Consider the following 18,247-nt stretch of genomic DNA (forward strand, 5'->3'; position numbering starts at 1 on the left):
GCCTAAAGGACTGAATCAGCCTTGTTTTTTGGATACAGTTTCAGCGATGTGCGCCGGAGCTGTGTTGTATTTTTTGAATTCCATAGAGTAGCTTGCGCGACCCTGAGACATGGAGCGAACGTCGGTCGCATAACCGAACATCTCACCCAACGGAACCTCGGCGCGAATCACTTTGCCGGAAACCGTGTCTTCCATGCCCAAGATCATGCCGCGACGACGGTTAAGGTCGCCCATGACATCACCCATATAGTCTTCAGGTGTAACAACTTCTACCGCCATGATTGGCTCAAGCAACTCACCACCGCCCTTCTGGGCCAGTTGCTTGGTTGCCATGGAAGCAGCCACCTTAAACGCCATCTCGTTGGAGTCGACGTCGTGGTAAGAACCGTCAAAAACGGTTGCTTTCAGGCCGATCAGCGGATAGCCGGCAACAACACCGTTCTTCATCTGCTCTTCGATACCCTTCTGGATAGCAGGGATGTATTCCTTAGGAACCACACCACCTACTACTTCGTTCACGAATTGCAGACCTTCCTGACCTTCGTCAGCAGGAGCAAAACGGATCCAGCAGTGACCGAACTGACCACGACCGCCGGACTGACGAACGAACTTGCCTTCGATTTCACAGTTCTTCGTGATGCGCTCACGATAGGAAACCTGAGGCTTACCGATGTTGGCTTCGACGTTGAACTCACGGCGCATCCGGTCAACCAGGATGTCCAGGTGCAACTCGCCCATGCCGGAGATGATCGTTTGACCAGTCTCTTCATCAGTTTTGACGCGGAAAGATGGATCTTCCTGAGCAAGCTTGCCCAGAGCGATACCCATTTTTTCCTGGTCATCCTTGGTCTTAGGCTCTACGGCAACCGAAATAACCGGCTCCGGGAAGTCCATGCGAACCAGGATGATTGGCTTGTCAGCGTTGCACAAAGTCTCACCGGTGGTGACGTCCTTCATGCCGATCAAGGCCGCGATGTCACCAGCGCGCACTTCCTTGATCTCTTCACGGGCGTTTGCGTGCATTTGCACCATACGACCCACGCGCTCTTTTTTGCCTTTAACCGAGTTGATCACGCCGTCGCCGGAGTTCAACACGCCCGAGTAAACGCGGACGAAGGTCAAGGTACCCACGAATGGGTCAGTGGCAATTTTAAATGCCAGAGCGGAGAACGGTTCTGCGTCGTCTGCATGACGCTCCAGCTCGATAGTCTCGTCATCCGGGTCAGTACCCTTGATGGCAGGAATATCCACTGGTGCCGGCAGGTAGTCGATCACAGCATCGAGAACCAGGGGAACGCCCTTGTTCTTGAACGAGGAACCGCAAACAGCCAAGACGATCTCACCAGCGATAGTACGCTGACGCAGAGCGGCCTTGATTTCCACGTTGGTGAGTTCTTCACCTTCGAGGTACTTGTTCATCAGCTCTTCGTTGGCTTCGGCCGCAGCTTCAACCATGTTGTTGCGCCATTCGTCAGCCAGTTCCTGCAATTCAGCAGGGATAGGCTTGCGAACAGGAACCATACCCTTGTCAGCATCGTTCCAGTAAACAGCTTCCATGGTCAGCAGATCGATCTGGCCCTGGAAGTTGTCTTCGGAACCGATAGCCAACTGGATTGGCACCGGGGTGTGACCCAGGCGCTGCTTGATCTGACCGATCACGCGCAGGAAGTTAGCACCGGCACGGTCCATCTTGTTTACATAAACAAGACGTGGAACGCCGTATTTGTTGGCTTGACGCCATACGGTTTCCGACTGAGGCTCAACACCCGAGGTACCGCAGAACACAACGACAGCGCCGTCGAGTACGCGCAGGGAACGTTCAACTTCAATAGTGAAGTCTACGTGGCCCGGGGTATCGATTACGTTGAAGCGGTGCTCATCCTTGTACTGCTTCTCGGAACCTTTCCAGAAGGCGGTAATAGCAGCAGAAGTAATGGTAATACCACGCTCCTGCTCCTGAACCATCCAGTCTGTGGTCGCGGCGCCGTCATGCACCTCGCCCATCTTGTGACTTTTGCCGGTGTAAAACAGTACGCGCTCGGTGGTGGTGGTTTTACCAGCATCCACGTGAGCAACGATACCGATGTTACGGTAGCGGCTAATCGGAGTAGTACGAGCCATAAAGCCCTCGCAAAATTAGTGAAGCTAAGATTAGAAGCGGTAGTGCGAGAAAGCTTTGTTAGCTTCAGCCATACGGTGCACGTCTTCACGCTTCTTAACAGCAGCACCTTTACCTTCAGCAGCGTCCAACAGTTCGCCAGCCAAACGCAGAGCCATAGACTTCTCGCCGCGCTTACGGGCGAAGTCTACCAACCAGCGCATTGCCAGGGCGTTACGACGGGACGGACGAACTTCAACCGGAACCTGGTAAGTAGCACCGCCTACACGGCGCGACTTCACTTCGACCAGCGGAGCGATGGCGTCGAGAGCTTTCTCGAAGATTTCCAGGGGGTCGCTGTTCTTGCGTTCTTTAACCTTTTCCAGCGCGCCATAAACGATACGCTCGGCAACGGCTTTCTTGCCGCTTTCCATCACGTGGTTCATGAACTTGGCCAGAATTTGGCTTCCGTATTTTGGATCGTCAAGCACTTCGCGCTTGGCTGCTACGCGTCTTCTTGGCATGGATAAGCCCTCAAACGGTCTTCAGGTTCGCTCGGAATCGGTGCCCTTGCGGGACGCCTCCGACCTTACTCTTATCGACTCAGAAAATAAGATGATTCAGTTTTACAAAAAGCCGCTACTACTTAGGCTTCTTGGTACCGTACTTCGAACGACCCTGGTTACGACCTTTAACGCCGGAAGTATCCAAGGAGCCGCGTACGGTGTGGTAACGAACACCTGGCAAGTCTTTTACACGACCGCCGCGGATCAGTACCACGCTGTGCTCTTGCAGGTTGTGGCCTTCACCGCCGATGTACGAGGAAACCTCGAAACCGTTGGTCAGACGCACACGGCATACTTTACGCAGTGCCGAGTTAGGTTTTTTCGGCGTAGTGGTATACACGCGAGTGCATACGCCACGACGTTGCGGGCAGTTCTGCAGCGCAGGCACGTCGGATTTCTCGACGATACGCTTACGCGGCTGACGTACCAGCTGGTTGATAGTTGCCATCTACTAGCTCCACTGTTGTCTTGCGACGCTATTGTCTTGCAAGAAAAGCAAAATGGCAGGAACGAATTCCCGCCAAATTTAGGGGTACAAGAGTCTAAAGAGGATCTTGTCCCCAGTCAAGGCAAGGCCCCGACCTCCCCTCTCGTCGAACCGGGGCAAACCTGCCTCGATCCGACGAATGGGGCTGCCAGGGCCCAGACTTATTTATCGCAGAACTCAGTTACCGCTTGAGTTCAGCGCTTCGGTCAGTGCAGCTTCCACTTCACTGGCGCTTACGCGCAGCGGCTTGTCAGCATCACGGCGGCGCTTGCGCTCGCTGTGGTAAGCCAAACCGGTACCCGCCGGGATCAGACGACCCACAACCACGTTTTCTTTCAGGCCGCGCAGGTAATCGCGCTTGCCGGTTACCGCTGCTTCGGTCAGTACGCGAGTGGTCTCCTGGAAGGAGGCCGCCGAGATGAACGACTCAGTGGACAACGACGCCTTGGTGATACCCAGCAACACACGAGTGAACTTGGAGACAAATTTGTCATCCGCGCCCAGACGTTCGTTTTCTACCAGTACGTGAGTCAGTTCCATCTGGTCGCCCTTGATGAAACTGGAATCGCCGGATTCAGCGATTTCAACTTTACGCAGCATCTGACGCAGGATGGTCTCGATGTGCTTATCGTTGATCTTAACGCCTTGCAGACGGTAAACGTCCTGGATCTCGTTAACGATGTACTTGGCCAGCGCACTCACACCCAGCAGACGCAGGATGTCGTGTGGATCGCTCGGGCCGTCGGAGATAACTTCGCCGCGGTTTACCTGTTCGCCTTCGAAGACGTTCAGGTGACGCCACTTCGGAATCAGCTCTTCATACGGATCGCTACCGTCGTTCGGGGTAATGACCAGACGGCGCTTGCCTTTGGTCTCTTTACCGAACGCGATGGTACCGCTGACTTCAGCCAGAATCGACGCTTCTTTCGGACGACGAGCTTCGAACAAGTCGGCAACACGCGGCAGACCACCGGTGATGTCACGGGTCTTCGAAGTTTCTTGCGGGATACGAGCGATAACATCACCGATCGCGATCTTCGCACCATCCGCTACACCGACCAGGGCGTTGGCTGGCAGGAAGTACTGAGCGATTACGTCAGTGCCTGGCAGCAACAAGTCCTTGCCGTTGTCATCGACCATCTTCACGGCAGGACGGATGTCTTTACCGGCAGCTGGACGATCTTTCGCGTCGAGTACTTCAATGTTGGTCATACCGGTCAATTCGTCAGTCTGACGCTTGATCGTGATGCCTTCTTCCATGCCCACGTAGGTCACGGTACCTTTCATTTCGGTAACGATTGGGTGAGTGTGCGGATCCCACTTGGCCACGATTGCGCCAGCGTCGACCTTGTCACCTTCTTTAACCGAAATCACGGCACCGTACGGCAGCTTGTAACGCTCGCGTTCACGACCGTAGTCATCAGCGATTGCCAGCTCACCGGAACGGGACACAGCAACCAGGCAACCATCCACTCGCTCAACGTGCTTCAGGTTGTGCAGACGGACGGTACCGCCATTCTTCACCTGAACACTGTCAGCTGCGGAGGTCCGGCTTGCCGCACCACCAATGTGGAACGTACGCATGGTCAGCTGGGTACCCGGCTCACCGATGGACTGGGCAGCAATAACGCCGACCGCTTCACCGATGTTCACCTGGTGACCACGAGCCAAGTCACGGCCGTAGCACTTGGCGCAAATGCCGTAGCGGGTTTCGCAGCTGATCGGCGAGCGAACAATCACTTCGTCGATGCTGTTGAGTTCAATGAACTCGACCCACTTCTCGTCTACCAGAGTGCCGGCAGGAACGATAATTTCTTCGGTACCTGGCTTGAATACGTCACGGGCGATTACTCGACCCAGTACGCGTTCACCCAACGGCTCTACAACGTCGCCGCCTTCGATGTGCGGAGTCATCAGCAGACCGTGTTCGGTGCCGCAGTCGACTTCAGTCACGACCAAGTCTTGCGCCACGTCTACCAGACGACGAGTCAGGTAACCGGAGTTAGCAGTTTTCAACGCGGTATCCGCAAGACCCTTACGAGCACCGTGAGTGGAGATGAAGTACTGAAGTACGCTCAAACCTTCACGGAAGTTCGCAGTAATCGGCGTTTCAATGATGGAACCGTCCGGCTTGGCCATCAGGCCACGCATACCGGCGAGCTGACGGATCTGCGCAGCAGAACCCCGTGCGCCCGAGTCGGCCATCATGTACATCGAGTTGAACGACTCTTGATCGACTTCTACGCCATGACGGTCGATAACCTTCTCTTTCGAGAGGTTAGCCATCATCGCCTTCGACACTTCGTCGTTGGCCTTGGACCAAAGGTCGATCACTTTGTTGTACTTCTCGCCCTGGGTTACCAGGCCGGAGGCGTACTGGCTTTCGATTTCTTTCACTTCATCAGTAGCAGCATTGATGATCTGGGCTTTTTCATCCGGGATAACGAAGTCGTTAACACCGATGGAAACGCCGGAAATGGTCGAGTAAGCAAAGCCGGTGTACATCAACTGGTCAGCGAAGATCACAGTCTCTTTCAAACCAACCACGCGGTAGCACTGGTTGATCAGCTTGGAGATCGCCTTTTTCTTCATCGGCAAGTTGACGACGTCGTACGACAGACCTTTTGGCACAACCTGATACAGCAGCGCACGGCCGACAGTAGTGTCGACAATACGAGTGCCGCTCACGCTGCCGCCATCACGGTCGTTGACGGTTTCGTTGATCCGCACTTTGACCTTGGCATGCAGTGCGGCTTCGCCGGCACGGAACACACGGTCAACTTCTTGCAGGTCAGCGAACACACGACCTTCGCCCTTGGCGTTGATCGCTTCACGCGTCATGTAGTACAGACCCAATACAACGTCCTGCGACGGAACGATGATTGGCTCACCGTTGGCTGGCGACAGGATGTTGTTGGTCGACATCATCAACGCGCGCGCTTCCAACTGGGCTTCCAGTGTCAGCGGTACGTGCACGGCCATTTGGTCGCCGTCGAAGTCGGCGTTGTACGCAGCACAGACCAGAGGGTGCAGCTGGATAGCCTTACCTTCGATCAGTACCGGTTCAAACGCCTGGATACCCAGACGGTGAAGGGTCGGTGCACGGTTGAGGAGAACCGGGTGTTCGCGAATTACTTCAGCGAGAACGTCCCAAACCTCAGGCAGTTCGCGCTCGACCATTTTCTTGGCCGCTTTGATGGTAGTCGCGAGACCGCGCATTTCCAGCTTACCGAAGATGAACGGCTTGAACAGTTCAAGAGCCATCTTCTTAGGCAGACCGCACTGGTGCAGACGCAAGGTCGGGCCTACGGTAATTACCGAACGACCGGAGTAGTCAACACGCTTACCGAGCAAGTTCTGACGGAAACGACCTTGCTTACCCTTGATCATGTCAGCCAAGGATTTCAGAGGACGCTTGTTCGAACCGGTGATAGCGCGGCCACGACGACCGTTGTCGAGCAGGGCATCGACAGCTTCTTGCAACATACGCTTTTCGTTGCGCACGATGATGTCCGGTGCGGACAGATCGAGCAGACGCTTCAAGCGGTTGTTACGGTTGATCACGCGACGGTACAGGTCGTTGAGGTCGGAAGTCGCGAAGCGACCGCCATCCAACGGTACCAGCGGACGCAGATCTGGCGGCAGAACCGGCAGAACGGTCAGCACCATCCACTCTGGCAAGTTGCCGGAACCTTGGAAGGCCTCCATCAACTTCAGACGCTTGGACAGCTTCTTGATCTTGGTTTCGGAGTTGGTTTGCGGAATTTCTTCACGCAGACGGCCAATCTCGTGTTCCAGGTCGATAGCGTGCAGCAGTTCGCGGACAGCTTCGGCACCCATGCGGGCATCAAAATCGTCGCCGAACTCTTCCAGCGCTTCGAAGTACTGCTCGTCGTTCAGCAGCTGACCTTTTTCAAGGGTGGTCATGCCTGGATCGATAACGACATAGCTCTCGAAGTAGAGAACGCGTTCGATATCACGCAGGGTCATGTCCATCAGCAAGCCGATACGGGACGGCAGCGATTTCAGGAACCAGATGTGGGCAACCGGCGAAGCCAGTTCGATGTGCGCCATGCGCTCACGACGAACTTTAGCCAGCGCAACTTCAACGCCGCACTTCTCGCAGATCACACCACGGTGCTTCAAGCGCTTGTACTTACCGCACAGGCACTCGTAATCCTTTACCGGGCCAAAGATCTTGGCGCAGAACAGGCCGTCACGCTCAGGTTTGAACGTACGGTAGTTGATGGTTTCCGGCTTTTTAACTTCACCGAACGACCACGAACGGATCATCTCAGGCGATGCCAATCCAATACGGATGGCGTCGAACTCTTCGACTTGACCCTGGTTTTTCAGCAAATTCAGTAGGTCTTTCAAGGCCTTTCCTCCTGGCGGAGCAGAGAGCGGGCTAAACAGCCCCGCTCTCGATTCGCGTCACGTGTTATTCGGTTTCCAGATCGATATCGATGCCGAGGGAACGAATTTCTTTGATCAACACGTTGAAGGACTCGGGCATGCCCGGCTCCATACGGTGATCGCCGTCCACGATGTTTTTGTACATCTTGGTCCGACCGTTCACATCGTCCGACTTCACTGTGAGCATTTCTTGCAGAGTGTAAGCAGCACCGTATGCTTCCAGTGCCCAGACCTCCATCTCCCCGAAACGCTGACCACCGAACTGAGCCTTACCACCCAGCGGCTGCTGGGTAACCAGGCTGTACGAACCGGTAGAACGAGCGTGCATCTTGTCGTCTACCAAGTGGTTCAGCTTCAGCATGTACATGTAGCCAACAGTAACCGGGCGCTCAAACTTGTTGCCGGTACGGCCGTCGAACAGCTGCATCTGGCCGCTTTCTGGCAGGTCTGCCAGTTTCAGCATGGCCTTGATTTCGCTTTCCTTGGCACCGTCGAACACCGGGGTAGCCATTGGAACGCCGCCGCGCAGGTTCTTCGCCAGATCCAGAATTTCCTGGTCAGTGAAGGTGTCCAGCTCTTCGTTGCGACCGCCGATCTCGTTGTAGATCTCGTGCAGGAACTTGCGCAGGTCAGCAACCTTGCGCTGCTCTTCGATCATACGGTTGATCTTCTCGCCCAGACCTTTGGCCGCGAGGCCCAGGTGGGTTTCGAGGATCTGACCAACGTTCATACGCGAAGGTACGCCCAACGGGTTGAGGACGACGTCGACCGGGGTGCCATTGGCATCGTGCGGCATGTCTTCAACCGGCATGATCACGGAGACCACACCTTTGTTACCGTGACGACCGGCCATCTTGTCGCCCGGTTGGATGCGGCGACGGATTGCCAGGTAAACCTTGACGATTTTCAGCACGCCTGGAGCCAGGTCATCGCCCTGCTGCAGTTTGCGCTTCTTGTCTTCGAACTTGTCGTCCAGCAGACGGCGACGATCAACGATGTAGGCCTGGGCCTTCTCGAGCTGCTCGTTCAGAGCATCTTCAGCCATGCGCAGTTTGAACCACTGGCCGTGCTCAAGACCGTCGAGGATCTCGTCGGTGATGTCCTGACCTTTCTTCAGACCTGCGCCGCCTTCAGCCTTGTGGCCTACCAGAGCGGAACGCAGACGTTCGAAGGTCGCGCCTTCAACGATACGGAACTCTTCGTTCAGGTCCTTGCGGATCTCGTCGAGTTGAGTCTTCTCGATGGACAGTGCACGAGCATCACGCTCAACGCCGTCACGGGTGAAGACCTGTACGTCGATGACAGTACCCTTGGTACCGGTAGGTACGCGCAGGGAAGTGTCTTTAACGTCGCTGGCTTTTTCACCGAAGATGGCACGCAACAGCTTCTCTTCCGGAGTCAGTTGGGTCTCGCCTTTCGGTGTGACCTTACCCACCAGGATGTCGCCTGCGCCAACTTCAGCACCTACGTAAACGATACCGGCTTCGTCCAGCTTGTTCAGTGCAGCTTCACCCACGTTCGGGATGTCTGCAGTGATTTCCTCTGGCCCAAGCTTGGTGTCACGCGCCACACAGGTCAGTTCCTGAATGTGGATCGTGGTGAAGCGATCTTCCTGAACCACACGCTCAGAGAGACAGATGGAGTCTTCGAAGTTGTAACCGTTCCAGGCCATGAACGCGATGCGCATGTTCTGACCCAGTGCCAGCTCACCCATATCGGTGGAAGGACCGTCTGCCATGATGTCGCTACGCTGAACGCGATCACCCTTGCTCACCAGCGGACGCTGGTTGATGCAGGTGTTCTGGTTCGAGCGGGTGTATTTGGTCAGGTTGTAGATGTCGACACCGGCTTCGCCAGTTTCAACTTCGTCATCGGCAACACGAACCACGATACGGCTGGCATCAACAGAGTCAATCACGCCGCCACGACGAGCCACGACGCAAACGCCGGAGTCACGGGCTACGTTACGCTCCATGCCAGTACCTACCAGCGGCTTGTCAGCGCGCAGGGTGGGTACAGCTTGACGCTGCATGTTGGAACCCATCAACGCACGGTTGGCGTCATCGTGTTCCAGGAACGGGATCAGCGACGCTGCAACCGAAACTACCTGCTTCGGCGATACGTCCATCAAGGTAACGTCTTCCGGCGCCTTGACGGTGAACTCGTTCAAGTGACGAACAGCTACCAGCTCGTCGATCAGCATTTTCTTGTCGTTCATCGTGGCCGAAGCCTGAGCGATCACGTGATCAGCTTCTTCGATGGCGGACAGGAACACGATTTCGTCGGTGACCAGTGCGTCTTTCACCACACGGTACGGGCTCTCAAGGAAGCCGTACTGGTTGGTGCGCGCATAAGCGGCCAGGGAGTTGATCAGGCCGATGTTCGGACCTTCCGGCGTTTCAATCGGGCATACACGACCGTAGTGAGTCGGGTGTACGTCACGAACTTCAAAGCCTGCGCGCTCACGCGTCAGACCGCCCGGGCCCAGTGCGGAAACACGGCGCTTGTGGGTGATCTCGGAGAGCGGGTTGTTCTGGTCCATGAACTGCGAGAGCTGGCTGGAACCGAAGAACTCTTTCACCGCGGCAGCCACTGGCTTGGCGTTGATCAAGTCTTGCGGCATCAGGCCTTCGCTTTCAGCCATCGACAGACGCTCTTTGACCGCACGCTCAACACGCACCAGGCCAACGCGGAACTGGTTCTCGGCCATTTCGCCTACGCAGCGAACACGACGGTTACCCAGGTGGTCGATGTCATCGACGATGCCTTTACCGTTACGGATGTCGACCAGGGTCTTCAGTACCGCGACGATATCTTCCTTGCACAGCACGCCCGAACCTTCGATCTCGGTACGACCGATACGACGGTTGAACTTCATCCGGCCGACCGCAGACAGGTCATAGCGCTCAGGGCTGAAGAACAGGTTGTTGAACAGGGTCTCGGCAGCGTCTTTGGTTGGTGGCTCACCAGGACGCATCATGCGATAGATCTCGACCAGCGCTTCCAATTGGTTGCTGGTGGAGTCGATCTTCAGTGTGTCGGAGATGAACGGACCGCAGTCGATGTCGTTGGTGTACAGGGTCTCGATGCGAACAACCTGAGCCTTGGCGATTTTTGCCAGGATCTCGGTGTTCAGCTCGGTGTTGCACTCAGCCAGGATTTCGCCTGTAGCTGGGTGAACGATGACCTTGGCAGTGGTGCGACCCAGGACGTAGTCCAGAGGCACGTCCAGCGACTTGATACCGGCTTTTTCGATCTGGTTGATGTGGCGCGCGGTAATACGGCGGCCGGCTTCAACGATAACCTTGCCATTTTCATCCTGGATATCCAGGACGGCAATTTCACCACGCAGACGCGAAGCAATCAGTTCCAGGCTGAGGGTTTCATCCTTCAGACTGAATACGTTGGTGGTGTAGAAAGCATCCAGCACTTGCTCAGTGGTATAGCCGAGCGCGCGCAGCAGTACCGAGGCCGGCAGCTTACGACGACGGTCGATACGCACGAACACGCAGTCTTTCGGGTCGAACTCGAAGTCCAACCACGAGCCGCGGTACGGAATGATCCGCGCGGAGTACAGGAGCTTACCGGAGCTGTGCGTCTTGCCGCGGTCGTGGTCGAAGAACACGCCCGGGGAACGGTGCAGCTGGGAAACGATAACGCGCTCGGTACCGTTGATAACGAAGGTACCGTTTTCAGTCATCAATGGGATTTCGCCCATATAGACTTCTTGCTCTTTGATGTCCTTGATCGCTTTATTCGACGATTCTTTGTCGAAAATGATCAGACGGACTTTTACCCGCAAAGGTACGGCGTACGTAACACCGCGCAACACGCATTCTTTGACATCAAATGCCGGTTCGCCCAGGCGATAACCCACGTACTCCAGCGCAGCATTGCCGGAGTAGCTGATGATCGGGAAAACGGATTTGAAGGCCGCATGCAGGCCCACGTCGCGGAACTGATCTTTAGTCGCTCCCGCTTGCAAGAATTCACGATACGAATCCAGCTGGATAGCCAGAAGGTACGGGACATCCATGACGTCCGGCAACTTGCTAAAGTCCTTGCGGATACGTTTTTTCTCAGTATATGAGTAAGCCATCAGCGTTCCCCAGCTTGGTCACCTGCTTGTTTGGCCCCTCCCGACGGGAGCAGCCAGAAAATCTCGCAAACCCCATGGTTTGCACCACCGCATCGGGTGGCTACAGCGCGTTAATGGCGGCGACCGAGTCGACAGCCAAGAACGGAAAAAGGCCGGTGGCAAGAGCCACCAGCCATCAGCCTTCAGCTTAACGCTTGGGCTGGAGACGCAAGGTCGATGCTTACTTCAGCTCGACTTTAGCGCCTGCTTCTTCCAGCACTGCTTTGGCTTTGTCAGCGGCGTCTTTCGACACTGCTTCCAGAACCTGGGCAGGAGCGCCGTCAACTACAGCCTTGGCTTCTTTCAGGCCCAGACCGGTCAGTTCACGTACTGCCTTGATCACGTTTACTTTCTTCTCGCCAGCTTCCAGCAGCATGACGTTGAATTCGGTTTGCTCTTCAGCAACAACTGCAGCAGCAGCTGGGCCAGCAGAAGCAGCGGCAGCGGAAACGCCGAATTTTTCTTCGAAAGCTTTGATCAGCTCAACAACCTGCAGAACCGACATTTCAGCTACGGCGTTGAGGATATCGTCTTGGGAGATAGACATTGCTGTATTTCCTGAATTGGGGGACGGCCTACGCGGCCATCGAAATAAACAAAAATACGCGAAAGAAGTCGCTCAGCCTTAGGCTGCGGCAGCTTCTTTTTGCTCGCGAACTGCGGCCAGAGTACGAGCCAACTTGCTGGTAGCGCCTTGAATCACGCTCATCAGCTGAGAAATAGCTTCGTTACGGGTCGGCAGTGTTGCCAGTACGTCGATTTGGTTAGCTGCGAGGAACTTGCCCTCGAACGCAGCTGCCTTGATCTCGAACTTATCCTGACTCTTGGCGAATTCCTTGAACAAACGGGCAGCAGCACCCGGATGATCTTTGGAGAACGCGATCAGAGTCGGGCCAGTGAACACGTCGTTGAGGACACTGTATTCAGTGTCAGCAACAGCGCGCTTGAGCAGGGTATTACGTACAACACGTACGTATACGCCAGCTTCACGAGCCTCTTTACGGAGTCCGGTCATAGCGCTTACTGTCACACCACGGGCATCAGCCACGACAGCGGACAGAGCAGCTTTGGCAGCCTCGTTGACTTCAGCGACGATGGCCTTCTTGTCTTCGAGATTAATTGCCACGGGTTTAACTCCTGCTTGTTACCGTTTCACCTGGCCGAAGCCGGATGTCGTTTTGGTGTCTGATTCGGTAAGGAACCGGGAGCACCATCTGCGTAGGCTTGAGGTTTAAGGCTTGCGCCGCCTACGGTCTTGGATAGCCCCCGCCAGGCAGGGACCCCAATTTTTTCAGTTGCCGCGATCTCTCGCGACAACTTGTGTCTTATACGTCCAGCGAGCCTTGGTCGATGACCAGGCCTGGGCCCATAGTGGTGCTCAGGGTAACGCGCTTAACGTAGATACCTTTCGAGGAAGCTGGCTTGATACGCTTAAGATCAGCGATCAGGGCTTCAACGTTTTCCTTCAGCTTGACGGCGTCGAAGCCGACTTTGCCAACGGAGGTGTGAATGATGCCGTTTTTGTCGGTGCGATAACGAACCTGACCAGCCTTGGCGTTTTTAACCGCGGTAGCTACGTCTGGCGTTACGGTGCCGACTTTAGGGTTAGGCATCAGACCACGTGGACCGAGGATCTGGCCCAGCTGACCTACAACGCGCATTGCATCCGGGGAAGCAATAACTACGTCGTAGTTCAGGTCGCCGCCTTTCATTTCGGCAGCCAGGTCGTCCATACCAACGCGATCGGCGCCGACGGCCAGAGCAGCTTCAGCTGCTGGGCCTTGGGTGAAGACAGCAACACGTACAGTCTTGCCAGTACCGTGTGGCAGCACAGTAGCGCTACGAACGACCTGGTCGGATTTACGTGGGTCAACACCCAGGTTTACAGCAACGTCAACGGACTCGCTGAACTTGACAGTCGACAGCTCAGTCAGCAGGGCAGCAGCGTCTACAAAATTGTAGGCCTTGCCTGCTTCGATTTTGCCGGCGATAGCCTTTTGGCGCTTGGTCAGCTTAGCCATTACACACCCTCCACGTTAAGGCCCATGCTACGAGCAGAACCGGCGATGGTACGCACGGCTGCATCCATATCAGCTGCAGTCAGATCCGCGTTTTTGGTTTTCGCGATTTCTTCCAGCTGAGCACGAGTTACGGTGCCAACCTTAACGGTGTTAGGACGAGCGGAACCGCTAGTCAGACCTGCAGCCTTCTTCAACAAAACCGAAGCCGGGGTCGACTTGGTTTCGAAAGTGAAGCTACGGTCGCTGTATACAGTGATGATCACTGGAGTCGGCAGACCTGGCTCAATACCCTGAGTACGGGCGTTGAAGGCCTTGCAGAATTCCATGATGTTCACGCCGTGCTGACCCAGAGCCGGGCCGACAGGTGGACTAGGGTTGGCCTGAGCGGCCTTCACTTGCAGCTTGATGTAAGCGGTAATCTTCTTGGCCATGAGGCACTCCAATTACGGGTTCAAACGCCTCGAAAGGCTCCCCGGTTACTTGCGCGTTTATCCCAGTGACGACAAAACCCCACAGCCTAAGGCTGCGGGGTTGGGATGCTTGCTCAGCTAGACCTTCTCGACCTGGCTGAACTCCAACTCTACCGGAGTAGAGCGACCGAAAATGAGCACTGCCACTTGGATCCGGCTCTTTTCGTAGTTAACTTCTTCGACGGTGCCGTTGAAATCAGCAAACGGACCATCTGTGACACGAACAACCTCACCCGGCTCGAACAACGTCTTCGGCTTAGGCTTGTCGCTACCATCAGCAACACGACGCAGAATCGCTTCCGCCTCTTTGTCAGTGATAGGAGCAGGCTTATCGGCAGTACCGCCAATGAAGCCCATGACACGAGGAGTGTCCTTGACTAAGTGCCAAGTACCTTCATTCATGTCCATCTGAACCAGCACGTAGCCAGGGAAGAACTTGCGTTCGCTTTTGCGCTTCTGACCATTCCGCATTTCAACCACTTCTTCAGTGGGAACCAGAATTTCGCCGAAGCCATCTTCCATGCCTGCCAGCTTTACGCGCTCTAGCAAAGAGCGCATAACATGCTTCTCGTAACCCGAGTAAGCATGCACAACGTACCAACGCTTAGCCACGGGACACCCTTAGCCAACAATCAAGGAAACAAGCCAGCCGAGCAGGGAATCAAGCCCCCACAACAGCAACGCCATAACCAGAACAACAGCCACAACGATCAACGTGGTCTGCGTGGTTTCTTGGCGAGTCGGCCAAACGACTTTACGGATTTCGGTGCGAGCTTCCTTTACCAGGACCGCGAAAGACTTGCCTTTGGCAGTCTGCAGGCCTACAAAGGCAGCTACAGCAGCAAGGGCCAGCAAAGCGAGCACACGGTACAGGATCGGCGAAGCAGAATAATACTGATTGCCAACAACGCCTACGACCACCAACGCGACTACGGCGAGCCACTTGACGAGATCGAAACGAGAGCTTTGAGCTTCAGCCTTAGGAGTCATCTATGAAGATCCTGTGAAAAGAAAGCCAGATACACCACGTGAATCTGGCAGGTCAGGAGGGAATCGAACCCCCAACCTACGGTTTTGGAGACCGTCGCTCTGCCAATTGAGCTACTGACCTAAAACAAAATCAGGCCGACCATTATGCAGGCCTGAAAAAGACATTACAACAACCAACCCCAACAGACTTGAAATCACCTGACGATAAAGCCAGATACAACACTATCAAGCCGAGGCAGCTGTTAAAACAAAGGCAGATATTTTCATATCTGCCTTGTTATATGGAGCTCTTGAGCGGATTTGAACCGCTGACCTCACCCTTACCAAGGGTGTGCTCTACCAACTGAGCTACAAGAGCAAAACACCGTGCACAACCTGCAAACTTGGAGCGGGTAGCGGGAATCGAACCCGCATCATCAGCTTGGAAGGCTGAGGTTCTACCACTAAACTATACCCGCGGAGCTTGCAGCTCACGCTAAAAATGGTGGAGGGGGAAGGATTCGAACCTTCGAAGTCGTAGACGTCAGATTTACAGTCTGATCCCTTTGGCCGCTCGGGAACCCCTCCTAAGCGAGCCGGCATTCTACATCACGCCGGCCTTCTGTCAAGCATTTTCTCATTAAAAATATGAGGTTAGCTGCGTTGACCTTCGCTTCACGCTGTAGACCGTAAAGGTCTTCACTGCGAAGCGGGCGCCATTCTATGCAAACTATTCGACAGTTGCAACGCCTTCGCACAACATTATTTTATGTTTTAACTCATTGAATTCCTTAGCAAGGTTTTCAAACGGCAGATCGTCAGCCAGGCGCCTGCTTTCCGGGGCTACACGGAGCCAGTAGCCGGATGCCTCAGCAGTATTGAGCAATTGCACCTTGACCTTTATATCCAGGCTTGTAAGGCGCTGCTCCATCGACTGCGCCTGCCTCTGATCAGTAAACCCACCTATGTATAAGCAGGTATTTTGTGCGTCTGGGGCCTTTACTCGATCACGCCGAACCATTGGATCAGAAGACTCACTTAACAGGCGAATATCCTGCTGAGAGCCCTTATAGAGACTCAGGGGCGTTACGTCCTTAGCGCGCAACGGCGCTTCTTGTTGATGCCAAATGTAATAGAAGGCATTGAGAACGAGCAAAAGCAAAAACAGCCAACGCATAAATACCTCAGGACAAAGGGCACGCCATCGCCAGACCAACAAAAACCAGATCAGGAACATGGCGAGCCTGCGGCACAGCATCCGAGACCAGGTCAGCATCCCCACCCGTTAGAAAAACCGTGAAATTATCGCCCCAATAGCTTTGAGCCAGCTCAAGCTGAGTCAATACAAACCCCCTGAGCATTAGCGTACAACCTCGCTCAACCGCCTCCACAGTCGTTCGACCGGGCGAGAGGCGCTCCACAGCTTGCTCGGCCGCAACGTCGTCGTAGCGAATCTTGCGAGTGTGGGTTCGCAGTTGACTGCGCATGAGGGGCATCCCTGGACATATAAAGCCGCCAAGGTGCTCACCGTCAGCAGCAATAAAATCTGCGGTCGCCGCCGTACCAAAGTCGAGCACCAGACAGGCTCCTGACGCCAACTTGAACCCCCCCAGCATTGCCAACCATCGATCGAGCCCAAGACGCTCATACTCTTCGTAGCCATTACGAACGCCAGCCATTTCTCGCGCCGGAGCAGCACAGGAGACGACAACACCGAAAGCCCCCTGCAACGCCTCAACCAACTGCCCAGTCTCCTGCGAAGCACGAACACTCACCAAACGGCAACGCGTCAGAGACAACCCTGGTATCGCTACCAGACTCTCAATCAATGCGAGATCCGAACCGACAATACCTTCGGAAGATACCCCGGCCATGTGCGAATCGAGTACACGCCATTTGATAAAGCTATTCCCACAGTCGAGCTCAAGAATCATCACGCAACCTCAGGCTTAACTCACCACCGCTGTATATTTTCTCGACACCATCGACATTCAAGCGCAGCGCGCCTTGGTGGTCGATCCCTAGCACAATCCCATCAATCTGGTTAACGCCCGCAATGAGGGATACGGCCCGTCCCTGCCACAAATGATTTTGCTCCCACTCTTCTTGGAGCGCAGTAAAGCCGAAAGCTTTATGTCGCTGCAGATAACTTTGCAATTGCAGCCCCAGCCGTGCAACCAGGTCGTTGCGATCCACAGTAGAACCTGTTTCCAGCTGTGCTGAAGTCCACTGCTGATCGACCTCCGCAGCCTTTTGCATGTTTACGTTGATACCTATTCCAAGGACAACGTGGCAGATGTCTGCAGGATCTCCTACCAATTCAAGCAAGATACCAGCAATTTTTTTGTGCCCCACCAGGACGTCGTTTGGCCACTTCAAGGCCGCGCCTTTCACACCCAGCTCGCGGAGGCACTGCATGACCGCCAAGCCGACAACAAGACTGAGCCCCTCTAACTGCCGCAGCCCCCCGTCAATGCGCAAGACAAGGCTGTAATACACATTTTGAGCAAACGGGCTAACCCACTTACGGCCTCGCCTACCCCTTCCTGCAGTTTGCTGCTCTGCAAGCACCAGAAATGGCGCCGTGCAGCCTGCGCCGACAAGGCGCAAGGCTTCAGCATTAGTGGAGTCAATGGAGTCAGAGATGTAAACGGGCCACACCAAAGAAGCAGCATTCGCTTCAATTTCTTTAGCGCTCAAGAAAACCAACGGGGACGCAAGCTGATACCCCTTGCCACGGACTTTATGAATGGGCAGGTTCAATTCAGACTCAAGATGCTGGAGCTGCTTCCAAACAGCACTGCGACTGACGCCCAAGGCAGCACCCAGCGCTTCTCCAGAGTGGAATCGGCCATCTTTCAGAAGTTCTAACAACGTCAGCATGCAAGTATCGCCTCACAATGAGGCACGCATGATAGCCATGCATAAGGCCATTGCATAGAAAGGACGGGGTTTAGCACTGTAGGCGGCCGCAATAAGCCCCTTTGTACTTTTCGACCGCCCAAAACAAAACCCCTGTCTGCGTTAGCAAACAGGGGTTCTGGAATTTAATCTTGACGATGACCTACTCTCACATGGGGAA

14 protein-coding genes and 4 tRNA genes are annotated in these 18,247 nt (G+C 54.9%); all 18 read right to left on the bottom strand.

Features of this window, described 5'->3' with window-relative positions; all coding sequences use genetic code 11:
• Positions 1–15: 15 nt before the first annotated feature.
• Positions 16–2,121, bottom strand: a complete 2,106-nt coding sequence (gene fusA / locus ACLBW8_RS20445; protein ID WP_015886136.1) for an elongation factor G — start codon at positions 2,119–2,121, stop codon at positions 16–18.
• A gap of 30 nt (positions 2,122–2,151) precedes the next feature.
• Positions 2,152–2,622: a 30S ribosomal protein S7 gene (gene rpsG / locus ACLBW8_RS20450; RefSeq protein ID WP_002555493.1), complete on the bottom strand. Its 471-nt coding sequence runs from the start codon at positions 2,620–2,622 to the stop codon at positions 2,152–2,154.
• Between the two features lie 118 nt (positions 2,623–2,740).
• Positions 2,741–3,112 (bottom strand): 30S ribosomal protein S12, encoded by a 372-nt coding sequence (gene rpsL / locus ACLBW8_RS20455; RefSeq protein ID WP_002555494.1) that lies wholly within the window; start codon positions 3,110–3,112, stop codon positions 2,741–2,743.
• Between the two features lie 216 nt (positions 3,113–3,328).
• A complete protein-coding gene (gene rpoC, locus ACLBW8_RS20460) occupies positions 3,329–7,528 on the bottom strand; it encodes a DNA-directed RNA polymerase subunit beta' (RefSeq protein WP_064454356.1) in 4,200 nt (1,399 codons plus the stop codon).
• Between the two features lie 64 nt (positions 7,529–7,592).
• Positions 7,593–11,666, bottom strand: coding sequence for a DNA-directed RNA polymerase subunit beta (rpoB, locus tag ACLBW8_RS20465; RefSeq protein ID WP_064454357.1), 4,074 nt, complete (start codon positions 11,664–11,666; stop codon positions 7,593–7,595).
• Between the two features lie 220 nt (positions 11,667–11,886).
• A complete protein-coding gene (gene rplL, locus ACLBW8_RS20470; protein WP_064454358.1) occupies positions 11,887–12,252 on the bottom strand; it encodes a 50S ribosomal protein L7/L12 in 366 nt (121 codons plus the stop codon).
• Positions 12,253–12,330: 78 nt separating this feature from the next.
• Positions 12,331–12,831: a 50S ribosomal protein L10 gene (gene rplJ / locus ACLBW8_RS20475; RefSeq protein WP_056861893.1), complete on the bottom strand. Its 501-nt coding sequence runs from the start codon at positions 12,829–12,831 to the stop codon at positions 12,331–12,333.
• A gap of 199 nt (positions 12,832–13,030) precedes the next feature.
• Entirely contained in the window at positions 13,031–13,726 is a 696-nt protein-coding gene (gene rplA, locus ACLBW8_RS20480) for a 50S ribosomal protein L1 (protein ID WP_447806181.1), read from the bottom strand.
• Positions 13,726–14,157: a 50S ribosomal protein L11 gene (gene rplK, locus ACLBW8_RS20485; RefSeq protein ID WP_003210097.1), complete on the bottom strand. Its 432-nt coding sequence runs from the start codon at positions 14,155–14,157 to the stop codon at positions 13,726–13,728. The genes rplA and rplK overlap by 1 nt, the downstream gene beginning before the upstream one ends.
• Before the next feature lie 117 nt (positions 14,158–14,274).
• Positions 14,275–14,808: a transcription termination/antitermination protein NusG gene (nusG, locus tag ACLBW8_RS20490; RefSeq protein ID WP_003176436.1), complete on the bottom strand. Its 534-nt coding sequence runs from the start codon at positions 14,806–14,808 to the stop codon at positions 14,275–14,277.
• 9 nt (positions 14,809–14,817) lie between these two features.
• On the bottom strand, positions 14,818–15,186 hold the full coding sequence (gene secE, locus ACLBW8_RS20495) for a preprotein translocase subunit SecE (RefSeq protein ID WP_003194658.1): 369 nt from the start codon (positions 15,184–15,186) through the stop codon (positions 14,818–14,820).
• A gap of 45 nt (positions 15,187–15,231) precedes the next feature.
• Positions 15,232–15,307: transfer RNA gene (locus tag ACLBW8_RS20500), tRNA-Trp, on the bottom strand.
• 161 nt (positions 15,308–15,468) lie between these two features.
• A tRNA-Thr gene (locus ACLBW8_RS20505) sits at positions 15,469–15,544 on the bottom strand.
• Between the two features lie 26 nt (positions 15,545–15,570).
• A tRNA-Gly gene (locus ACLBW8_RS20510) sits at positions 15,571–15,644 on the bottom strand.
• A 24-nt stretch (positions 15,645–15,668) separates the two neighbouring features.
• A tRNA-Tyr gene (locus ACLBW8_RS20515) sits at positions 15,669–15,753 on the bottom strand.
• Positions 15,754–15,895: 142 nt separating this feature from the next.
• Positions 15,896–16,342, bottom strand: coding sequence for a hypothetical protein (locus ACLBW8_RS20520; RefSeq protein ID WP_064454359.1), 447 nt, complete (start codon positions 16,340–16,342; stop codon positions 15,896–15,898).
• 7 nt (positions 16,343–16,349) lie between these two features.
• Entirely contained in the window at positions 16,350–17,099 is a 750-nt protein-coding gene (locus ACLBW8_RS20525; protein ID WP_064454360.1) for a pantothenate kinase, read from the bottom strand.
• Positions 17,089–18,048 carry a bifunctional biotin--[acetyl-CoA-carboxylase] ligase/biotin operon repressor BirA gene (gene birA / locus ACLBW8_RS20530; protein ID WP_064454361.1) on the bottom strand — a complete coding sequence of 320 codons (960 nt, stop codon included), beginning with the start codon at positions 18,046–18,048 and terminating at the stop codon, positions 17,089–17,091. Before birA ends, ACLBW8_RS20525 begins: the two co-directional genes overlap by 11 nt.
• Positions 18,049–18,247 lie beyond the last annotated feature (199 nt).

The sequence above is a fragment of the Pseudomonas sp. M5A4_2d genome, from assembly GCF_053345295.1.